At 39.7% G+C, this 20,578-nt stretch carries 20 protein-coding genes and 1 riboswitch; of the genes, 1 reads left to right on the top strand and 19 read right to left on the bottom strand.

Translation table 11 applies throughout. The annotated features are described in order from the left end of the window. Positions 1-175 precede the first annotated feature (175 nt). The 12 genes from MKY51_RS05680 to MKY51_RS05625 all read right to left on the bottom strand — a co-directional run bounded on the left by MKY51_RS05680 (position 176) and on the right by MKY51_RS05625 (position 12,780). On the bottom strand, positions 176-751 hold the full coding sequence (locus MKY51_RS05680) for an ECF transporter S component (RefSeq protein WP_014824338.1): 576 nt from the start codon (positions 749-751) through the stop codon (positions 176-178). A 242-nt stretch (positions 752-993) separates the two neighbouring features. After that, positions 994-1,168, bottom strand: a riboswitch (FMN riboswitch). A 104-nt stretch (positions 1,169-1,272) separates the two neighbouring features. After that, positions 1,273-2,496, bottom strand: a complete 1,224-nt coding sequence (locus MKY51_RS05675; protein WP_339175805.1) for a hypothetical protein — start codon at positions 2,494-2,496, stop codon at positions 1,273-1,275. Next, entirely contained in the window at positions 2,493-3,026 is a 534-nt protein-coding gene (locus MKY51_RS05670; protein WP_339175804.1) for an RNA polymerase sigma factor SigX, read from the bottom strand. The genes MKY51_RS05675 and MKY51_RS05670 overlap by 4 nt, the downstream gene beginning before the upstream one ends. Before the next feature lie 166 nt (positions 3,027-3,192). Next, positions 3,193-4,968: an ATP-binding protein gene (locus tag MKY51_RS05665; RefSeq protein WP_339175802.1), complete on the bottom strand. Its 1,776-nt coding sequence runs from the start codon at positions 4,966-4,968 to the stop codon at positions 3,193-3,195. Then, positions 4,961-5,677, bottom strand: coding sequence for a response regulator transcription factor (locus tag MKY51_RS05660; protein ID WP_339175801.1), 717 nt, complete (start codon positions 5,675-5,677; stop codon positions 4,961-4,963). The genes MKY51_RS05665 and MKY51_RS05660 overlap by 8 nt, the downstream gene beginning before the upstream one ends. 180 nt (positions 5,678-5,857) lie before the next feature. After that, a complete protein-coding gene (gene ccsB / locus MKY51_RS05655) occupies positions 5,858-7,042 on the bottom strand; it encodes a c-type cytochrome biogenesis protein CcsB (protein ID WP_339175800.1) in 1,185 nt (394 codons plus the stop codon). Further along, a complete protein-coding gene (locus MKY51_RS05650; protein ID WP_339175799.1) occupies positions 7,039-8,697 on the bottom strand; it encodes a cytochrome c biogenesis protein ResB in 1,659 nt (552 codons plus the stop codon). Before MKY51_RS05650 ends, ccsB begins: the two co-directional genes overlap by 4 nt. Positions 8,698-8,710: 13 nt before the next feature. Next, positions 8,711-9,244 carry a thiol-disulfide oxidoreductase ResA gene (gene resA, locus MKY51_RS05645; protein ID WP_339175797.1) on the bottom strand — a complete coding sequence of 178 codons (534 nt, stop codon included), beginning with the start codon at positions 9,242-9,244 and terminating at the stop codon, positions 8,711-8,713. 106 nt (positions 9,245-9,350) lie between these two features. After that, positions 9,351-10,094 carry a pseudouridine synthase gene (locus MKY51_RS05640; RefSeq protein WP_339175795.1) on the bottom strand — a complete coding sequence of 248 codons (744 nt, stop codon included), beginning with the start codon at positions 10,092-10,094 and terminating at the stop codon, positions 9,351-9,353. Between the two features lie 357 nt (positions 10,095-10,451). Continuing rightward, entirely contained in the window at positions 10,452-11,429 is a 978-nt protein-coding gene (locus MKY51_RS05635) for a D-alanyl-D-alanine carboxypeptidase family protein (RefSeq protein ID WP_339175794.1), read from the bottom strand. 12 nt (positions 11,430-11,441) lie between these two features. Then, positions 11,442-12,029 (bottom strand): SMC-Scp complex subunit ScpB, encoded by a 588-nt coding sequence (gene scpB, locus MKY51_RS05630; RefSeq protein WP_339175793.1) that lies wholly within the window; start codon positions 12,027-12,029, stop codon positions 11,442-11,444. Continuing rightward, positions 11,998-12,780 carry a segregation/condensation protein A gene (locus MKY51_RS05625; protein ID WP_339175792.1) on the bottom strand — a complete coding sequence of 261 codons (783 nt, stop codon included), beginning with the start codon at positions 12,778-12,780 and terminating at the stop codon, positions 11,998-12,000. Before MKY51_RS05625 ends, scpB begins: the two co-directional genes overlap by 32 nt. A gap of 148 nt (positions 12,781-12,928) precedes the next feature. On the opposite strand from MKY51_RS05625, the gene MKY51_RS05620 reads away from it, so the two are divergent. Continuing rightward, positions 12,929-13,429 carry a DUF309 domain-containing protein gene (locus MKY51_RS05620; RefSeq protein WP_339175790.1) on the top strand — a complete coding sequence of 167 codons (501 nt, stop codon included), beginning with the start codon at positions 12,929-12,931 and terminating at the stop codon, positions 13,427-13,429. Position 13,430: 1 nt separating this feature from the next. Here MKY51_RS05620 and MKY51_RS05615 read toward each other — a convergent pair whose 3' ends face one another. The 7 genes from MKY51_RS05615 to sulP all read right to left on the bottom strand — a co-directional run bounded on the left by MKY51_RS05615 (position 13,431) and on the right by sulP (position 20,485). Then, positions 13,431-13,790, bottom strand: coding sequence for a GNAT family N-acetyltransferase (locus tag MKY51_RS05615; protein ID WP_339175788.1), 360 nt, complete (start codon positions 13,788-13,790; stop codon positions 13,431-13,433). Between the two features lie 194 nt (positions 13,791-13,984). Next, the gene (gene lysA / locus MKY51_RS05610; protein ID WP_339175786.1) at positions 13,985-15,304 is read right to left on the bottom strand and encodes a diaminopimelate decarboxylase; all 1,320 of its coding nucleotides are present in this window, start codon (positions 15,302-15,304) and stop codon (positions 13,985-13,987) included. A gap of 102 nt (positions 15,305-15,406) precedes the next feature. Beyond that, positions 15,407-16,852 (bottom strand): spore germination protein, encoded by a 1,446-nt coding sequence (locus MKY51_RS05605; RefSeq protein ID WP_339175785.1) that lies wholly within the window; start codon positions 16,850-16,852, stop codon positions 15,407-15,409. A gap of 61 nt (positions 16,853-16,913) precedes the next feature. Continuing rightward, the gene (locus MKY51_RS05600) at positions 16,914-17,681 is read right to left on the bottom strand and encodes a SigF/SigG family RNA polymerase sporulation sigma factor (protein WP_339175783.1); all 768 of its coding nucleotides are present in this window, start codon (positions 17,679-17,681) and stop codon (positions 16,914-16,916) included. Positions 17,682-17,693: 12 nt separating this feature from the next. Further along, complete coding sequence (gene spoIIAB, locus MKY51_RS05595) at positions 17,694-18,134, bottom strand: anti-sigma F factor (RefSeq protein WP_079525739.1); 441 nt, start codon at positions 18,132-18,134, stop codon at positions 17,694-17,696. Further along, positions 18,119-18,481: an anti-sigma F factor antagonist gene (spoIIAA, locus tag MKY51_RS05590; protein ID WP_008408083.1), complete on the bottom strand. Its 363-nt coding sequence runs from the start codon at positions 18,479-18,481 to the stop codon at positions 18,119-18,121. The genes spoIIAB and spoIIAA overlap by 16 nt, the downstream gene beginning before the upstream one ends. Positions 18,482-18,712: 231 nt before the next feature. After that, positions 18,713-20,485 (bottom strand): sulfate permease, encoded by a 1,773-nt coding sequence (sulP, locus tag MKY51_RS05585; RefSeq protein ID WP_339175780.1) that lies wholly within the window; start codon positions 20,483-20,485, stop codon positions 18,713-18,715. Between the last annotated feature and the right edge of the window lie 93 nt (positions 20,486-20,578).

Raw genomic sequence — 20,578 nt, 5'->3', positions numbered from 1 at the left:
TATTCTCTCCTAAGATGTCATTTCATGGTGTTATAATGAAACGTCCAAATTTTCTTAACAATGTACAATATCATATCAGCACTATAACAGAATGACAATAGTAATAGTAAATATAAAAGGAGCGATGTCATAAAGTTAACACTTTTACGACATCGCTCCATAATTTATTATTTAATTAAGCTAAATATTGTCTGCGCTGATTTTCAATCCATACACGCATTGTACGGTAAAGCATCGTCACGACCACAATCATCATAATTCCTTTAACAATATTAAACGGTAAAATACCTAACACGATCGTTTCGTACATATTATATTCAAAGCCTAGTAAGTACGTGTACAGCGGTAAGAACGCCACGTAGTTTAATGCCGCCATTCCAAGTGACATTACAACTGTAGAAACAACTAAGCCTGTCATTAACCCTTTTGCAGAAGGGAATTTTTTATAAATATAGTAAGCTGGTAAAATGAATAATACACCTGTAGCGAAGTTTGCCATATGACCTACCGGAATTCCTTCAGGAGCCCCTGTGTAAATCCAGTCAAGCACATTTTTAACAAGTTCAACTAGGATACCTGCAACAGGTCCCATCGTAATTGCCGCAATCAATGCTGGCACATCACTGAAATCAATTTGTAAGAATACCGGGAACCATGGTAGTGGGAAGTTTAACAACATTAGTACAAATGAAACCCCACTTAGCATTGCGATTGTTACGAATGATCGTAACTTTAAACTTCTTTTTTGCATATAAATCTCTCCTCTTTGCTGATTCCATCTCGCAAGAAGAAAGGACGTATCAAATCATTTCATGAAAAAACCCTTATGCTGAACTAGAGCATAAGGGAGAAATAGGCACACTTAAATAAAGGGTCTATGTGTGCATTTGCAGCCATTCCTGTTTTTTGTATACGAAAAGTATTCCGTTAACAAATAAGGAATTAGAAATAAGTACTGCAAAGCACGGCATTTTCAAAAAATGACGACCGTACCTTCACCTTCTCCCATCCAGACTATACTGTCGGCTTTGGAATTGCACCAAATCCTGCACACAAAAAGTGGCTCGCGGGCTCGAAAAGTTCGACATAACATCCTCCAAGTAAATGGTCAGAAGTTATAACTTTTATTACCGCCGGTCGGGAGTTACACCCTGCCCCGAAGATGAATCAATATGAAATTATGTAGCAATTACCTTGCTATAACTATTATTATATATAAATAAAAGGAATTGTAAAGCCCATTGCTTACAATTCCTAGTAAAATTATTTGAATTATTGAAATTCATAATGGATACGGTTCGCCGCAACCGGCTTCTCTACTGGTTTTGTGAAGTCAAAACCGCCCCATTGTTCCTGTACGATATTTTCAAATTTAACCTGTTTATCAAAACTTACTGCTGTCATTATTAATCCTTCAATCATGCGCATTGCTTGAGCAGGTTCATAATTCTCCAAATTTAAAGGTTCTTCAAATGTAATTGTAACAACGGAATCAGCGACTTCCACTTTCAAATAGACACCCGGCAATATAACCGTTCTGTATATATCATTTGCTTCCACCGTCATATTTTTGATTGCTTCTTGCACATTTTTAAAGCTCATTCTGAAATTCGGACTTAAATATACCGCCCCATTCCGCATCTGATACATAAAATAATTATATTGAGCGTTCTCATCATTTAATAGAAACGGCTCATTTACATCACCAATATGGTCAAAGTAAATTGGTGTTCCGGCCGTATTTTCTATTTCCACTTCCGTATATGCATCACTGAAAGTATCGATAAGGGACCCTAGATAATTCGATAAGGACGCTGTACCCGCATCATATTGGTGATCTTCCGGCAACATATGGACAAGTTTATCCCCTTCCTCACGCAATTCGCCTTTATACGGATGGTATTCATTAAAGCCAAGTGACTGTTCATCCAGCAGAGGACTGAATGTGTTATAAAGTTCCAGCAACGTCGGATTCTCTTTACCCGTTTTTTCAGCAACAACTTCATTTGGAATCAATATGCTTACAGGTACACTTTCCGCATCGTCCCCTGCAAGACCAATTGTAAATAATGTGTTGCCCTCCAGCTCGTCTTCATAAACTAAAGTCCGCTCTGGCTGTGCTTCCGTTGAGAAACTATTAATCATCGAGCGTTCAGTTTGGGTAGATGCATCTTCTTTTGCGCTCATTGTCATATTCTCTTCGGTTTCCGGATCGGCAAGATCGAATGTTTCATTTTGCATAGAGACCGAATTATTATTACCTATAAATTGCGCACTGATCAAAACAATAATAAATATGGATGCAATAGAAACGAACAATGGTGCCCATCGAATGCCTTTTTGAGTGTTTGGCTGTAGTTGAGGCGGATCTTCATTAAATGCTCCTTCATCCATTAAACGATTGAATACCTCATCTTTTGAACGATGATCGGTTACTTTCGGTGCTTTTTTCAGAAAAAGCTCAATCTCTTTTTCATCCCAATGCTCCTTTTTCATAATGGATTCGCCTCCCTTCCTTCTTGCGCTTCCAATAACAGCCGCAAATTCTTTAAAGCACGGTGCTGTGTCGTCTTAACCTTTCCGGTCGTCCACCCTAATATTTCCGCTGTTTCCTGAATTGAAAGTTCCTGAATGAACCGCATGATAATAACCATTTTCTGATCACCTGAACATTCCTCCAACGCTACCAGTAATTGATGGAGCTGATCATTTAATTCGGTAAATTGTTCAGGTGAAGGGACTGGGCTTACAAGTTGCTCTGTCTCCCAATCAAACGCTGTAAATGCATGCTTATCACGAACTTGCTTTTTTCTGAAATAGTCGATCGCCACATTTTTCGCTATAGAAAACAGCCAAGTCTTTTCCGAGCTTTTCCCTTCGAAACGGTCGTATGATTTCAATACACGAACGTATACTTCATGGGCAAGATCCTCAGCTGCGGAACGGTTTTTTACTAAGTAAAATAAGAAATTAAAAACATCCTGATGATACGTATCGTATAATCGATGGAAAATGGATTGCTGCACCCATCCCACCTCCATTCACGTAATTTGTCGTTTTCGAATTAAAAAAGTTACAACTAATCATCCGCTTCCAAACGATCTAGTCAGTTAAAAAGAAAAGTTTATCACTTTGAACAATTCAAAATGATAAACTTTTTAAGACTAACATAATTCCATTACCCTATTTTTATCAAGGTAATGGCAAGTAAAATGTAAAGGTTGTTCCTAGCTGTTCCACGCTATCAACCGATATTCTGCCGTTATGCGCTTCCACAATGTTTTTTGTAATGGCCAAACCTAAGCCTGTTCCGCCTTTTGAACGCGTACGTGCTTTATCCGCTTTGTAGAATCGTTCGAATACATACGGTAAATCATCTTGCGGAATGCCCTGCCCCGTATCCTTGATTTGAATTTTAGCGTAGTTTTGCTCATTTTCTATCGAAACGGTTACTGATCCATCTGCAGGTGTATGGCGAATCGCATTGTCAATCAAGTTCGTTAACACTTGCTCGATACGGTCCTCATCAATCGAAATAAGCGTTTCGTCCGAAAAGTTCGTTTCAATATGCAGCTGCACATGTTTTTCTTTCGCTGTCTGGTCAAACTTATGAGTCATGCGTTCAATAACCGCCACTAATGGAACGTCTTCCTTATACAAGCTCATATGCCCAGATTCCATCCGCGCCAGGTCAAGTAAATCTGTTACGAGGCGACTCATACGCTGTGATTCATCGTATATGACCCTGATCATATCAGTCCGTTCTTCTTCTGTTGTCACAACTCCATCAATAATCGCTTCAGAATAGCCTTGAAGCATTGCAATTGGTGTCCGGAGCTCATGTGAAACATTGGCGATAAAATCTGATTTCAGCTTTTCCAATTTCGTTTCTTCTGTTTTATCACGAATAACAGCGACAGCACCACGAATGGAATCTCTGCTGTAAAGAGGACTGATCGTGATACTGTAATAAGATTTGCCCATTTCAAACTCTTCATCCAGCTGATCTTCGAAACTCAACACATGGTCAAGCATTTGATAAAGTTCATCCGGAATGGGCTTCGAGCTATCCAATCCATTTTCAACGAACCATTTTTGCAAGAGTCGCTCTGCAGGAGGATTGCTCACTAAAATTGTTTTATCACGGTTAAATGTAATAACAGAATCGGTCATCGATGTTAAAATGCTTGATAACTGTTCCTTTTCCTGATTGATTACTTCCAGATGATGCTTCAATTGACGGCCCATCTGATTGAACGCAACAGCAAGCTGGCCAATTTCATCATTTTGCTTTGTTTCAATTTTAGAATCGAAGCGGCCCTTTGCCAATTCAAATGCATGCTCTCTCATTTTACGCAATGGAAGCGTGATTTTAGAAGAAAGGAAAAATGCAAAAATTGTCGTCAATATAAACGCAATAGCCGCTGCTAAAACAACAATTTTTGTTGTTTCATTGCTCGTCTGGTGTAATGCATCTGGATTTTTATAAATAAAGACTGCCCCATGAAGATCCTCTACACTTTTCAGCGGGAAACCCAGCACAATATAGTTGGTACTGCTCTCTTCTTCCCGGTTTGAAGGCAGCGTCAGTTCCTTTACGATCGGCTCTGATGATGCATACACTTCTTCAAATGCTTCACTGCTAATGACTTTTTGCTGAATTTCTTCTTTATTGATGCCTTCTTGTCTTGCATACAATATTTCATCAGCATTTTTGGCGATAAGTACGTTTGTCGTTTCCGTCAATAGCTCCGAAATGATGGCAAACTGCTTATCATCGATTTCTTCCTCATCGATAATACTCGCTATAGCTGCGGCTGTTTGTCTTAAAGAAGCCTCGGACTGCTCGTTATGATAGTTTTCAAGAAACTCCAACATGAAAATTGTGAAAATAAACAGGACAAATGAAACGAGAAGCAAAATGGTTACCCATAGCTTCCCGACAATACTTGTTGCTATTCTAATCATTTACGACCTCGAACTTATAGCCGACTCCCCAAACCGTCACAATCATTTTTGCTGCATTTTCAGAAACACGGTTCAGCTTTTCACGCAGGCGTTTAACATGTGTATCCACTGTGCGCAGATCACCAAAGAAATCGTAATGCCAAACTTCTTTTAATAGTTGCTCACGGTCGAATACTTTATCGGGTGACTTCGCCAAAAAGTATAATAATTCGTATTCTTTCGGTGTTAAATTTACTTCCGTTCCATCTGCTGTTACACGATGCGCATCATGATCAATTGTTAAATGCGGGAACACAACTAAATCTTTAGAAGATGAAGCATTTGTAACAGGTGAAAATACTGCTGAACGTCGTAAAATTGCTTTTACACGCAATACGACTTCTCGCGGACTAAATGGTTTCACAATATAATCATCCGCACCAAGCTCAAATCCTTGTACACGGTTTGCTTCTTCACCTTTTGCCGTCAACAATATAATAGGCGTTGTTTTCTTTTCGCGCAGTTCAGCACAAACTTCCAAACCATCTTTTTCAGGCATCATTATATCCAACAAAATACAATGATAATCTTTTTCAAGTGCCATCGAAAGTGCTTGTTCTCCATTTTCCGCTTCTTCTACTGTATAGCCCTCACGCTCTAAATACATTTTTAACAAACGACGAATTCGATCCTCGTCATCCACAATCAATACAGAAATATTTTCAGACACAGGTGTTGCCCCTTTCAAAAACTCTATTTCTCTTCTCTATTGTACCTTTTTAGTGAACGATTGAAAAGAAAAGCCCAATCATTCTGATTGAACTTTTCTAACTTTATGACAGTTTATTAATTATTTTGCATAGAATTGGAAACTATCAAAATTGAAGTAAAAAGCTAATTTTTTGTCGCATTATGCATATGAATGTAATCCTGCGATTACGAGGTTAACCACGACTAAATTGAATAAAATAATAAGGAAACCAATTACCGTAAGCCAGGCACTCTTCCTACCTTCCCAGCCTTTTGACAGACGAAGGTGTAAAAATGCTGCATAAAACAGCCATGTAATAAGAGCCCATACTTCTTTCGGATCCCAGCCCCAAAATCGGCCCCATGCCTCCTGTGCCCAGATCATCGCAAAAATCAGCGCGCCTAATGTAAATACCGGAAATGCAATCAAGATCGAGCGGTAGGCAATTTCGTCCATCAGTGTCGAGTTGACCCGTTTAACTAATGGCTGAAACATTGTCGCTATCTTTCTTCTTGTAATCAGTCGAATAAGTAGATAAATGATAGTACCAAATAGTACAGACCAGAAAACAGTTGTTAGTTTCCGTGCATCGATCAATGCAGGCAGCTCAAATAGTGGTGTCATACGGTCTTCAGACAGTTCCACATATTCATTCATACCGAAAACAGCCGGCATCAAATACGTTGAAGTACTCACTTGATCCAATGTATCAACATATTCATACTTTGCTTCATAATCCATCGCATTGAATGTAACCGTTGCCACAACGAACCCTACAACCAATACACAGCAGAACATGACTGTTTCCAGCCAGAAACTTTCTTTTGAGCGTTCATTCATATTCACATTTCTCAGTAAGTAAATAAGTCCGGCTACCGCACTGATCCCAAAAATCGATTGACCTAATGCTGCAGTTGTAACATGGATTGTCAGCCAATGACTTTGCAGCGATGGTACTAAAGGACTTACCTCTGTCGGGAACATTGAGGCATAGGCAATGATCAATAACGCAATTGGCAATGCAACAACACCTAATGCCGCAACTTTATACGTAATGTAAATGACGATAAACGATAATACGATGAACATACCGAATGCCGTTGTAAATTCGAACATATTACTAACCGGTGCATGTCCTGTATACATCCAGCGCGTAATGAAATAACCTAACTGTGCAACAAACCCGATAATTGTAACAACAAGAGCAATTCTACCGTATTTATCTGCCCGTGCTGCTGCCGTATCATTTTTCACTTTAATTGCGCCTGCAAATAAAAATGTACCAACCAAGTAAGAAATGAATGCAGCGTACAGTAAATAACCGCTTAAATCGATTAAACTCATAAGGTTTTACCATCCTTTTCTGTTTCAACATGTTCATTGTTTTCTATTTCCTGTTGATCAACGTATTGCGGTAAATGAGCATGCTTCGTTAATGCATCTAAATCCTTTTTCATACTAAACCAGTTTTTATTCGTATGTGCTGCCAAGCGTATTGTTCCATCTGCCAGCTGTTCCACCCATATACGGCGATGGTTCCAATACGAACCGATTGCCACACCGATCATAAAGATGATGCCCCCAACGATTAAAATAGGGATTGTCCGATCATAACGGATCGTTAAACCTGACATATGGCGTGTTTCCACATTCGAAAACTTCATTTTATAAATATTGTCACCTTCAGGCTCCAGTGTTTGCTGGATTGCAACAAAGCTTGTCTCTCCTTCCGGTGTTTCAGGGGTAATCATTTTAAAAATAAATGCAGGATTATTCGGTGTCTGGGTCGCAGTTTGCGGTACCCCTTCTTTAAATCCTGAAAAGTCCGGATAAAATCCCATTAATTGAACTTGTGCACCATTATCAAGTGTATACACTTCCTGAGGGTTTGTTAGATCAATGCTGATTTGACCAAGCGATTGTTCTGTTTCCTTATTCGTTAAATCAAATACCATTGTTTTAATTTCATTCAACCGGAAATCCATCTGATAAAATGCATAGCCCTCATGCTTTAGCGGATGGTTTACCTGAATTCCGTATCGCTTTATTTCTTCCAGGTTTTCCGCCTGTCCCGGGACACTGTTTTCTTTTTGTTTGTACAATGTCACGTCCGTCTGGAAATTCTTCGCGACTACATTGACCCCTTGTTTGATTTGCTCGCCTTGGGGAACATTGTCGTAAGTTTCCAGAATAAATTTGTCATTCTTCAGGAAATACCCGTCCATACCCGGTACGGCACGTGTCTCGCCTTCGCGAAGCCACATCGATTCATCCACGTACATGCCTGGCACTAAATGCAGCATGACCCCGATTAGAAAAACGATCAATCCGACATGGTTAATGTATGCACCATAGCGGGAAAAACGCCCGCGTTCGGCTAAAATGGAACTATCTTCGCGACGCACATTATATTTTAAATTTTTTAAAGACTGTTCAACGAGCTGAAGCGTTTGCTCAGGCATTTCCGTTGGTTTTCCCTCACCAATAATTCGCTGACGCTTCATAAAGTTTGTATGTCGTTTAACCCGTTGATTTTTTAATGATTTATGTAATGGGATACCTCTATCAATACTTGCAATAATAATGGACACGCCTAACATTAATACAAGTAATTGGAACCATAAGGATGAATAAAGATCCGATAAACCTAACGCGTAGTATATTTCACCGAACCATCCATAAACATCTGAATAGTACTTTTCCTTCTCCGCGTCTGTCGCTACGCTTATGTAGAACTCCTGAGGTAGTATTGTACCAATTGATGCTGCTATTAAATTGATAATAATGAGCGTAATTCCAACTTTTACACTCGAGAAAAAATTCCAAATCTTGTCGATAATTGACTTATTATAAGTTTTTGAACGTATGGCTGACCCTTCGTACCGCATATCTGCAATTTTTTTGCTTTTTTCCTCTGCGGATAATGGAGAACCGCATTTTTGGCAGAGCGTTGTACCTTCAGGATTTTCATGCCCGCATTCACAAAGTAGTTTATTCATTGCGTAAAAACTCCTATTCCGGCTTTATTGACTCCATATATTGCACAATTTCTCCTTCGGTCATTTCTCCAGTAATAATACGGTCTATTGTACCGTCGGGTTCAATGAAAATTGATGTAGGCAGGGGTCCAATATTATAGGCAGTGAAAACACTCTTCGTTTTATCGATTGCAACCGGGAACGTCATCCCCATATTTGCCACATATTTTTTGACTTCGAATTCAGACTGGGCAAAGTTAACGGCAATAATCTGAACATCCTGGTGTTTAAATTCCGCATACTGACGAGTCATAGCAGGGAATTCACGTTCACATGGCTCACACCATGTACCCCAGAAATTCAGGACAACACCCTTTCCCTCGTAATCTTTCAATCTATGCTTTTCTCCATGCAAATCCACTACTTCAAAATCAGGCGCCTGTGCCCCGGCTTGTACAATATTAATTTTATCTTTCGTTACGGCAGCGTAAACTGTATAGCCGATTGCGATTGCTAAAATGGTTAAAATGATGCCTCGAGTCACAGAACGTTGTTTCTTTTTTTCCAAATAAAAAACCCCCTTCCACTTCAGCAACTACTGTTGCCTATTATAGCAAATTATTACAAAATTTAAATTCTTTTATTTAAGAATGATTGATGAATCTCTTAAACTGTTAATTGTTATAATCAATTTTTCCTGTTTCAGCTAAGACACGTAATAGTTTTACTTCATGTTTTGTCAGCTGACGGTATTCGCCCGGGCTAAGTCCTGTTAAATCTAAAAATGCAAAGCGCTCGCGCTTTAATTTCACAACAGGTGTACCGATTGCTTCAAACATACGACGGACTTGACGATTTCGCCCTTCATGAATGGTAATCTCACAAATAGCTTTACCAGCTTTCTCATCAAAACTTGTCATACTTACTTTTGCCGGAGCCGTTTTTCCGTCTTCCAGCTTAATGCCGCTTTGAAGTTTCATTAAACCTTGTTTAGTCGGAATTCCTTTTACACGCGCAATATATGTTTTGTCGATTTTGAATTTCGGATGTGTCATCAAGTTCGAAAACTCGCCGTCATTTGTTAATAGCAATAAACCAGTCGTATCATAATCTAAACGCCCTACAGGGAAAATACGCTGATGTACATGCTTTTTAAAAATATCCGTTACTGTTTTTCGACCTTTATCATCCGTAACTGCCGAAATATAGGCACGTGGTTTATATAGTAGGAAATAGACTTTATCTTCTTTTTCCAGTTTTACGCCTTCTACTTCAATCGTATCCGAGTTGGATACTTTTGTACCAAGCTCTTTCACTACGACTCCGTTTACCTTTACTTTACCTTCTACGATTAATTGCTCTGCTTTACGTCTTGATGCAACGCCTGCATAGGCAATCACTTTTTGTAATCTTTCCATAAGTTCACCTCATTGATTGATAAACTGCGAAGACGCATACTTCATCAGCATTCGCCTTTGCACTTTTCGTTTACTGCTCTGTTAATTTTAAATATTATTGCTGTAATCCACAAATACGAGCGAAAATAAATCCTTAACGATTAAAAATTATGTCATACTTTTAGCACTTAATCAATTGCGCCTTGCGTAATTGCATCCGGATACGGCTTTGAAGTCCACAGGATGTAGGACAGTCAGCTGTTGTCGCATGAAGCGACGCTTTTAAGCTGACTACCTTGTTTAGAACTCCTTTTCGAATCCATGACATCCGCCGGGGACTTAACTTCAATCCTGAAGTGAAAGATATTCACTTTTTGATTATTTTACTGTTACAAGCTTTGATGATACGAGCGCTTCATCTGCATATAAAAGCCAAACCCCTCGATCCGAGCCTTTTAGTCGTGAAACTTTAACAATATGTTCAAAGTTCGGTCGTTCTTTCTTATGAAGCAGCATTTGGAACGGTTCATCCAATTCGATGGCCAGTCCGTTCGCATTGTATTTTCCTTTTTTCACAATCGTTTGCTTTTCAAAATTGTTGTCGATGAAATCCGCCAAGTTTCGGTGGATATTCCAGTCATTTCCTTCATTAATAGTAACGACAACAAATGATTTTTGTTCCCGCTCAAAGTATGTTGCCAATGTTCGACCTGCAACTTTTGTATAGCCTGTTTTCCCAGCGATGGCTCCTATCTTCTCATGCATCAGTCGGTGCTTATTTCTCCACTGTCTGCCATCCGAAAAGTTTTGTGTAGAAGCAATTTTTCTGAACTGGGGATTCATCATTGCAATTTGCAGCATTTTCGCCGTGTCATAGGCAGAGGACAGATGGGCTTCATTGTGCAGCCCTGTAGGATTTGTAAAGGTTGTTTCATTCAACTGATAAAGCTCGGCCTTCTCATTCATAAGCTGAACAAAGCCTTCTACAGATCCGCCAACATGTTCCGCAAGCGCAGTAGCAGCATCATTTCCCGATTGCATCATTAAACCATGAAGCAAGTAATCAATCGTATACGTCTCGTTTTCCATTAAATAAATGGATGAACCTTCCACAAGCGAGGCTTCCTTTGAAACGACAACTTCATCGGTAAGCTCACTGTTTTCCAAAACAACCAGGGCCGTCCAGATTTTTGTCAGGCTGGCGATCGGCAGGCGTGCATGTTCATTCACACCCATTAACGTCCGTCCATTTTCCGCATCGATCACAACATAGCTATTGTACGACGCTGCCTGGATTTGTGACGCACCACTCAAAAACACGAACAATACAACAATAGAAACAAACCACTTTTTCAACAGGCCACTCCTTTAATTTTGGTTAAATGTTTCCTGGAACTTCGTTAAAAATAAATCTGTCGGCTGATCATCTTCCTGATCCACTTCTTCCGGTAACGGCGGCAATTCTTTAATATTTTTTAAGCCAAAATAATTCAGGAACTCTTTAGTCGTCCCATATAAGATTGCCCGTCCTGTTCCTTCCGCCCTGCCAACTTCCTGTACAAGTGCCCTTGAAACGAGTGTCGCAATCGGGCGTTCGCTTTTCACCCCTCGCAGATCTTCCACTTCCGCGCGCGTGATCGGCTGCTTATACGCTATAATTGCCAGAACCTCTAATGAAGCTGCGGTTAATACTTGATTTGTCGGGTTTTCGATTAATTTTTTCAGTGTGTCGGTCACTTCCGGTTTTGTCGTTAACTGATATGTACCGGCAATCTGTTTTAATGTAATCCCCCGCATTTCCTCGTCATTGTAATGAGACAGCAGTTCGCTTAATCCCGCTTCAATATCCATTGGTTCTACTTCTATATATTGTGCAAGTTGTTTAACGGTCATACCTTCATCACCTGCTACGAATAATAGTGCCTCAATTCGGCTCAGTAAGTTGTTCGAATTCATCGCCAATTTCCTCCTTTGTCAATAATACGGATAAATCATCGAAGTTATTTTGCTGTTCGACAAAAATCACTTGGCGCTTCATCAATTCCAGTAATGTTAAAAACGTCAATACAAGCATTGGCTTATCCTCTGCTTCAAATAATTGCGAGAACATCACTCTTCCGCCTGCATTTTTTAAAATGTTTACAACGGAACGCATTTGTTCCTTCACTGAAATTTCCTGTCTTGCGATGCGCGTTGACAATGGTTTTTTCAATTGTTTACGACGCATTAGTTTTTGAAATGCACTTAACATGTCGTAAACATTTACATTTTGATCAAAAAGCGCCAATTGTTCTTCCGGCATAAATTCCGATAAATCTGCCGGCGCTTTCGTGAATACTTGCCCACGTTCTGTTTCCAATTCCTGAAGCTGGACAGCCGCTTCTTTATACTTTTTATATTCGATTAACCGTGCAACAAGCTCTTCCCGGGGATCGACCTCATCGATTTCGAGCTCTTCAGCATCGATTTCATTTTCATTAATCGGAATGAGCATACGGCTTTTAATCGCCAGTAATGTTGCGGCCATGACTAAATATTCGCTTGCTTCATTCAATTCCAATGTTTGCATCGCATGGATATGATCAATATACTGTTCTGTTAATTCCGCCATTGGAATATCATATATATCAATTTCCAAACGATGAATTAAATGCAATAATAAATCTAGCGGCCCGCTAAAGGCGTCTAGTTTCACTTCGTAAGACATAAAATACCACCTATCGTTAATCGGAAATTATCATTAGCATCTAATTCACGCTATGATTAATTTTACGTTTTGCTAGATACTTTATTCGTCAAAATCCAACAAAATATAGCAGAACCTATCTAATTAGTATAGAGGAAAGGGGACAACAATGCATCCTTTGTTTCATCCACTATTTATCGATTATTGCGCTTATTTTAACGGCAATAATGACTATTTTGAATGCCATGAAGTTTTAGAAGAATATTGGAAGGAAATCGCACCGAAAGAAAAGCTGCATCCTTTAGTAGGCTATGTCCAGCTTGCGACAGGTATGTACCATTGGCGGCGGGGAAACGTTACTGGCGCTGCACGCATTCTGGAAAAAGCGATTGTTAATTTTGAGCTGAACTACGAAAGTGAATTTTTCGAATATATTGATGTGAGACAACTGCTAATTCTGATGAAAAACAAGCTTCGGAAAATACAGGAAAACGAACCATTTTCACAATTTCCGCTTCCTATTACAGACCGGCAGCTGCAAGAACTGGCACAAGAAAGAATAAAGTCGGTTCCTCCAATGGAATCACACTTTATTTTCAATAAACATATGCTGCGGGACCGGTCAGAAATACTGGAAGCAAGAGAATTTAAAAAAAGAAGTCGACAGTAAATTAGTCGACTTCTTTTAATATAGGTATACATTTTTGGACAAATGCATTTGTAACTTCATTCGCTTGAATATGTTCATATCCCATATTCTGCAGCTCCTGTAACATTTCTAATGCGACACCTTCACCGCGATACGACGGGATGACTGTAATATGCTGAACGACTACAGCATCATCTTCTTCTGCAATCCCGATCGCCCCAACATATTCTTCCCCGTTTTTCCATAGGAAAAGTGTCCAATTTTCTTTTTGCTCATATTGTTGAATGGTTTCCATTAAGCGTTTAATGTCTTTTTCTTGTGGCATTAACGAAATTAATCCCATTGCAATTTTTTCAAGTGTTTTTTTATATCGAACTAACATTTTACATTCCCTCAATTCTACCATTGCACATCCTATCAAAAGATCGACCGAAATGCAATAACACAATTTTCCAACGTTCAGTTTGAAAATTTGTAAATTAGCGGACTAATAATGTAAATGAACAAGAGCGACCAAATCACAATTCCAATTAATAGACCGAAACCCCATTTAGCTTGCTTTGATAATTTCAACGATTATTCACCCTTTGTCAATGTTAATGGCAGATCATTTACCACTAAATCTTCATAGCTTTCTCGTTTTATCGCTAATTGGTGCTCTCCATTTTCAACGAATACTACTGCCGGTCTTGGAACACGGTTATAGTTTGATGCCATTGAATACCCGTATGCCCCTGTACAGAACATCGCTAAAATATCACCGGTATGTGCATTTTGTAATGACGCATCAATAATTAACTTATCTCCTGATTCACATAGCTTACCTGCAACAGTGTATGTATTTGTTTTTGGATCATTTGCTTTATTGGCAATAATCGCTTCATATTTCGCGTCATAAAGTGCCGGACGTATATTATCGCTCATCCCGCCATCGACCGCAATATATTCACGTACATTTGGTACAGTTTTCTGAGAACCGATCGTGTACAGTGATGTACCTGCATCCCCAACTAAAGAACGGCCTGGCTCAATCCAAATTTCAGGCATCGCTAAATTAAGCTTTTTACTTTCATCCTGCACTGTGCGAATCATATCCGCAACATACTCATGAGGCTCCAAAGGTTTATCCTCTTCTGTATAACGGATTCCGAAGCCACCGCCCAGATTCAGTACTTGTGCAACAAAACCGTGCTGTTCTTTCCATGCACCCATTTTTTGCATTACTTTACCCGCTGCCAAACTAAAGCCTTCTGTTTCAAAAATTTGAGAGCCGATGTGGCAATGTAAACCTAATAGTTCGATATGTTCATCATTTACTACTTGTTTAAATGCCTCATCAGCTTGTCCATTATTTAAGTCAAAGCCGAATTTGGAATCCGCTTGACCTGTTGTAATAAAATCATGTGTATGTGCTTCGACACCTGGTGTCACACGTAATAAAATTTTCATTTGCTTATTTTTCTGCTGTGCAATTTCTTTAATTAACGAAATCTCGTAAAAGTTATCGACTACAATACAACCGATTCCTGTTTCAAACGCCAATTCAAGTTCGGCAACCGATTTATTATTGCCATGGAAATGAATGCGGTCTGCCGGGAATCCAGCTTTAATCGCTGTAAAAAGCTCTCCGCCTGATACAACATCCAGCGACAGATTTTCCTGCGCAGCTAACTGATATGCCGCAACACAGGCGAATGCTTTGGAAGCATAGGCAACTTGCGCTTTTACACCTAATTGTTCAAATGTATCGATAAAGCCGCGTGAACGTTTACGAATTAACGCAGTATCATAAACGAATAACGGTGTCCCGTATTGGTTTGCCAATTCAATTGTATCTACCCCGCCGATTGTTAAATGGCCGAGTTCATTAATTTGCTGTGTTCCATATAAATGCATCGTATTCTCCCCTGACTTAGCTAATCCTCGTTAATATTCTCAAAAATCACAAAATATTATATGAGAACTTTAACATAGGTGTCAAAGTGATGCAATTCATGTTTATACACGTTTTCTCTTTTTCGCGTTCACGATAAATGGTCTTGGCGAATCTTCCGACATTGGAGTTCGAATCACAACACGAGCGAACGCCTTCGGGAAAAACGGCACAAGCGGCCATAAATACGGCACATTCATCGGTTTTAATGAACATAGATAAGTGAAAATCAGGAACGCTCCAATAAAGAATCCGTTAACTCCAAATAGCGCTGTTGCACCTAATAGAACCAAACGGAATACTTTCACCGAAATACTCAATTCGTAGTTTGGAATCGCAAATGTAAAAATTGCGGTAATCGCAGTATAGAGGACAATTTCACTTGAAAATAGTCCAACATCGATCGCAATTTGCCCGATGATGATACCGGCGATCAATCCCATTGCGGTCGATAATGGTGTCGGTGTATGAATTGCCGCAATCCGCAAATATTCAATCCCGATATCCGCAATCAATATTTGCAGGAATATGGGGATTTCACCTTTCTCATTTATCCCGATAAATGCTAACTTATCGGGGAGCAATTCCGGATGTGTTACGAGTAAATACCAGAAAGGAAGTAAAAGAAAGCTTAAAGTAACCGCTCCAAAACGAAGGAACCTCATCATTGTCCCGACCAGCGGCGCCTGCCGATATTCTTCCGCATGCTGCAGCAAATGGAACATGGTGACAGGGACAAGCATGACAGAAGGCGATGTATCGACCATTATCGCAATATGCCCCTCTAAAATATGGGCGGCTACAATATCAGGCCGCTCCGTATAACGGACAAACGGCAACGGATGATATTTTTGCTTAAACAGCCATTCCTCCAACGATTTGTCACTCATCGTTAATCCATCATGATTAATTTGCTGAAGCCGTTCACGGATCCATTCTAAATGACGTTCGTTTACCAGATCATCCAAATACGAAAGTACGATATCTGTCTGGCCATAGGTCGTTACATGGTGCATATGGAATCGCAGCTTTTCACTTCGAATCCTGCGACGAACCAACGCAGTATTCAAAATAATATTTTCGGCAAAGCCATCTCTCGAGCCACGGATAACTTTTTCATTATCCGGTTCTTCCGGATTACGTCCCGGGTAATTACGGAACTCCGTCAAATAGCAGTAACCGCTTTTCGTAATAAACCCTACTCGCCCACTTAATACTCCAATCATAAATTCATCTATCGATTTCGGTAGATCGACCCCGAAGAAGTTGAAGTGGGCGTGAAAGTAATCCTCTTCATCCAGTATTTCTTCTTCCTCATTGTCCCTCTGTAAATCGGACAATATTTCCGTTAAACTGTCTCCATTGATGAGACCACTAACATATACCGTTAAAGTCGGTAAGTTTTTTATTGTAATTTCTTTAATACATAAATCAAAGTTTTTCTCTGGTTCAAATTTTGAATTTAAGAAGCCTTCTGCAATTTTCAGTGATGTAAAAAGCTGATTTGTCATTTTTTCACCGCTTATTCATATTTAGTCTAAAAACACCATGGAGTAATTGCGGTCACTTAACCTATCTGCTTAATGTAGACTGATCCATCCATGATTTCAATTGGGCTAGTATTTTCTTTTCCAATCGTGATACTTGTACTTGTGAAATACCGAGTCGGTCGGCAATTTCCGTTTGGGTTAAATCCAGATAATAACGGAAATAAATGATCGATTGTTCCCGTTTCCCAAGTCTTTTCAACATGTCTTTCAATGGAACATAGTCAAATGCAAGCTCAGATTTATCATCGCGCATCTGATCCATTAATGTAATGGAATCTCCATCATTTTCAAAAAGCTGATCATGCAAACTTGCCGGATCACGCATCGCGTCCGTTGCGAGTAAAATATCTTCTTGTGAAACTTGGAGTATTTCAGCAAGCTGTGCAACAGACGGTGGTTTTTCATTCGTTTTCAAATAATCATCAGTCGCATGACGAATTTTGTAATTCAATTCCCGGATAGAACGACTTACCTTTACCATACCGTCATCTCTTAAAAAACGTTGAATCTCCCCAATAATCATCGGCACTGCATATGTGGAAAATTTTACATCATAGGACAAGTCGAATTTATCAACCGATTTCATTAAGCCAATACAGCCAATTTGAAACAAATCTTCCAGTTCAACACCCCTTGATGCAAAGCGTTGAACGATAGACCAAACAAGTCTAGTATTTCCTTCAATCATCGTTTTTCTCGCAACTTGATCGCCTTGTTGTGATTTTGCGATTAGTTCACGCATATAAGCTTGCGTTAATAACGTTTCAGATGACTGCTCGATGTTCCCCATCCCCTTATTTCGTTATGTCACGAGTGTCCCTATTGGCAAAATTTGTTTTGTGAATGTTACGACTGTGCCTTTTCCTAGTACGGATTCCACTTGCAGAAAATCCGAAAAACTTTCCATGATTGTAAAGCCCATTCCGGAACGTTCAAGCTCCGGTTTCGTTGTGAATAATGGCTCACGTGCCTGTTCAATATCTTCAATTCCGCAACCTTCATCTTTAATCGTCACACTTACTTCCGAGCCGTAACGAACCGCATAAACCGTAATAATGCCATGCGGATTATCGGCATAACCATGGATAATGGCATTCGATACAGCTTCCGATACGATTGTTTTACATTCCGATAGCTCTTCAATTGTCGGATCGAGTTGCGCCATAAAGCTTGTAACGGCAATACGTGCCAACCCTTCATTTTCACTGCGCGCCAAAAAAGTTAGCGTCATTTCGTTATCCATTGACAATCCCCCTCGCTGTGTGAAATAACTTGCTGTTCAGATGCAAATTGTATGAGATTTCCTAAACCGGAATACTGGAATATTTTCTGCATCGTTTTTGATGGATTTAACAAAATTGTTTGTCCATCGACAGCTCGGAGTTCTCGCATTCTGCCAAGCACTAACCCAATTCCGGAACTGTCCATAAAATGCAAATGCTCTAAATTCCAAACGAGTAGTTTTACATTTCCTTGTAAAATAGCTTTCGATATATGTGTTCTCACTTTTTCTGTCTCATGATGATCCAGTTCGCCAAATAGTTGGACAATCAATACATCATTTGGATACATCGTTAAATTAAAGTTCACCTACATCGCCTCCTTCTTGCATGCAAATTCGGCAAGTTCAGAAATAATCCTATCTGGCTGACAAAACTAGTGTTCATTCGTTAAAAGTAGTGCTCCTGCGACAACTAAAATCAGTATAGGTAGCTGGGTCTATTTTTAATCATTGCTAAAATGAAAAAAGAGACTGAACAGAAAGTATTACCTTTCCATTCAGTCTCTTATTCTTTGTTCTTTTTCTATAATTTATACATGTTATATTGTTGCTTCGGATAATTTGTTTTGTGCCTGCACTTCCTGCTCTGCTAGTGGTATGCCATTAGACAGCAATCGGCATTCTTTAAACGCATAGTGGGTGCATCCGACACATTTACTTAACTCGATATACTGGCATGCCGCTGAAATCGCGTCACTTGTCGTATTATAAAAATGCTCCCCCTCCATCAAATCATACAACCCGCTTCGTCTAAGCATTTGTTCCAATCCAGGCTGAACATTCGTCACAAAAACTTTTCCGCCATATGCCTTAATAGTTTGAAGGATATTGCGGAAATATTCTTCCCCTGTCGAATCGATATACGGCACTTTCCGCATGCGCAGGATGAATACTTTCGGTCGTTCCTGTATCGTATTCAGCAAAGTCTGTTCAAACTTTTCGGCAGCGCCAAAAAATAGAGGACCTTCGATCGTATAAATACTGATTTGTGGACAATCATGAAAATCCGATACAATTTGGGACTGCAACTTACCGTTCCCTTTTTCCAAATTCGGCAGTACTTTGGAAACAGTCAGGCTATCGCTCATACTTTTTGCAAATAGGATTACCGCTAAAATGAGTCCGACCATCACGGCAACCGTTAAGCTCATAAATACGGTCAATAAAAATGTAATGCATAGAACAAGCGAATCCCCGGATTTCAATTTGAGTATGTGCAGAAAATGATGGCGTTCGCTCATATTCCATGCGACCATCATGAGTACAGGAGCTAAACTTGCAAGTGGGATATGTACCGCGAATGGTGCGAGTAATAAGAGTGTGAATAAAACGAAGAACCCATGGATTACCCCTGATAGTGGTGAAACAGCACCGGATTTAATATTTGTAGCCGTTCGTGCAATCGCCCCTGTTGCAGGTATTCCTCCAAAAAACGGTGTCACAATGTTGGCGATCCCTTGCCCGATCAGTTCCCGGTTACTGTTATGCTTGCTGTTTGTCATACCATCTGCTACAACTGCCGATAACAATGATTCAATCCCGCCTAGCATTGCAATGACAAATGCCGGTCCGATTAGCATGAAAACACGCTCTAATGTAATTTCAGGAATATGGAATTCCGGCATTGTATTCGGTATTGCACCATATGTGGAGCCGATAGTTGCAACATGGCCCTGTAAAAAAAGTACCGTCACAACGGAAGAAACTATAATTCCGATCAGCGCACCCGGCACTTTCGGTAAAACTTTCGGTGCGATTAGGATTAACGCGAAACTAATCACGGCAACGAGTAAACTATAAAAATTAACGGTTCCGATATTGGAAGTAATTTCAAGAACATTCATATGAAACTTCTCATGCTGCTCCATATTGGTTAACCCTAAAAAATTTCCGATTTGTCCGGTAAAAATAATAACGGCAATCCCTGCAGTAAAGCCGACAGTTACCGGCCTCGGGATAAATTTGATTAGTGATCCCAGCCTGAAAATTCCCATCAGCAACAGCATAATTCCCGCCATTAATCCTGCAATGAGCAAGTTTTCATACCCGTATACGAGCACAACCCCAAGTAAAATCGGAACAAATGCACCTGTCGGACCGCCGATTTGGAACTTCGACCCCCCCAGTAAGGAGATTAATATTCCTGCAATAATCGCTGTGTAAATCCCGTATTCCGGTTTGACACCGGAAGCAATGGCAAAACTCATCGCTAACGGTACAGCAATAATCCCGACAATCGTCCCAGATAACAAATCCTTTTTGAAATGGGCAAACGAATAACCTTCAAACCTTCCAGACCACTTAACTTTCATAGTATCCCTTCTTCTTATAAATATTCATAAAACAGAATTTTTATTACTTAAAGCAGCAATATACTTCTAATTTTATCATATTTGTAAAATATT

It is taken from the genome of Solibacillus sp. FSL R5-0691, assembly GCF_037974225.1.
GTDB lineage: Bacteria > Bacillota > Bacilli > Bacillales_A > Planococcaceae > Solibacillus.
This window is presented reverse-complemented; position numbering and strand designations above follow the sequence as displayed.

What these genes read in the sequence shown, in the direction of transcription:
- ccsB (WP_339175800.1), bottom strand. Translation starts at nt 7,042, where the DNA reads ATGAGTTTAATCGATTTAAGCGGTTATTTACTGTACGCTGCATTCATT.
- MKY51_RS05625 (WP_339175792.1), bottom strand. Translation starts at nt 12,780, where the DNA reads ATGTCTTACGAAGTGAAACTAGACGCCTTTAGCGGGCCGCTAGATTTA.
- scpB (WP_339175793.1), bottom strand. Translation starts at nt 12,029, where the DNA reads ATGAATTCGAACAACTTACTGAGCCGAATTGAGGCACTATTATTCGTA.
- lysA (WP_339175786.1), bottom strand. Translation starts at nt 15,304, where the DNA reads ATGCATTTATATGGAACACAGCAAATTAATGAACTCGGCCATTTAACA.
- MKY51_RS05675 (WP_339175805.1), bottom strand. Translation starts at nt 2,496, where the DNA reads ATGAAAAAGGAGCATTGGGATGAAAAAGAGATTGAGCTTTTTCTGAAA.
- MKY51_RS05620 (WP_339175790.1), top strand. Translation starts at nt 12,929, where the DNA reads ATGCATCCTTTGTTTCATCCACTATTTATCGATTATTGCGCTTATTTT.
- sulP (WP_339175780.1), bottom strand. Translation starts at nt 20,485, where the DNA reads ATGAAAGTTAAGTGGTCTGGAAGGTTTGAAGGTTATTCGTTTGCCCAT.
- MKY51_RS05680 (WP_014824338.1), bottom strand. Translation starts at nt 751, where the DNA reads ATGCAAAAAAGAAGTTTAAAGTTACGATCATTCGTAACAATCGCAATG.
- MKY51_RS05615 (WP_339175788.1), bottom strand. Translation starts at nt 13,790, where the DNA reads ATGTTAGTTCGATATAAAAAAACACTTGAAAAAATTGCAATGGGATTA.
- MKY51_RS05600 (WP_339175783.1), bottom strand. Translation starts at nt 17,681, where the DNA reads ATGGGGAACATCGAGCAGTCATCTGAAACGTTATTAACGCAAGCTTAT.
- MKY51_RS05650 (WP_339175799.1), bottom strand. Translation starts at nt 8,697, where the DNA reads ATGAATAAACTACTTTGTGAATGCGGGCATGAAAATCCTGAAGGTACA.
- spoIIAB (WP_079525739.1), bottom strand. Translation starts at nt 18,134, where the DNA reads ATGGATAACGAAATGACGCTAACTTTTTTGGCGCGCAGTGAAAATGAA.
- MKY51_RS05605 (WP_339175785.1), bottom strand. Translation starts at nt 16,852, where the DNA reads ATGACAAATCAGCTTTTTACATCACTGAAAATTGCAGAAGGCTTCTTA.
- MKY51_RS05665 (WP_339175802.1), bottom strand. Translation starts at nt 4,968, where the DNA reads ATGATTAGAATAGCAACAAGTATTGTCGGGAAGCTATGGGTAACCATT.
- MKY51_RS05640 (WP_339175795.1), bottom strand. Translation starts at nt 10,094, where the DNA reads ATGGAAAGATTACAAAAAGTGATTGCCTATGCAGGCGTTGCATCAAGA.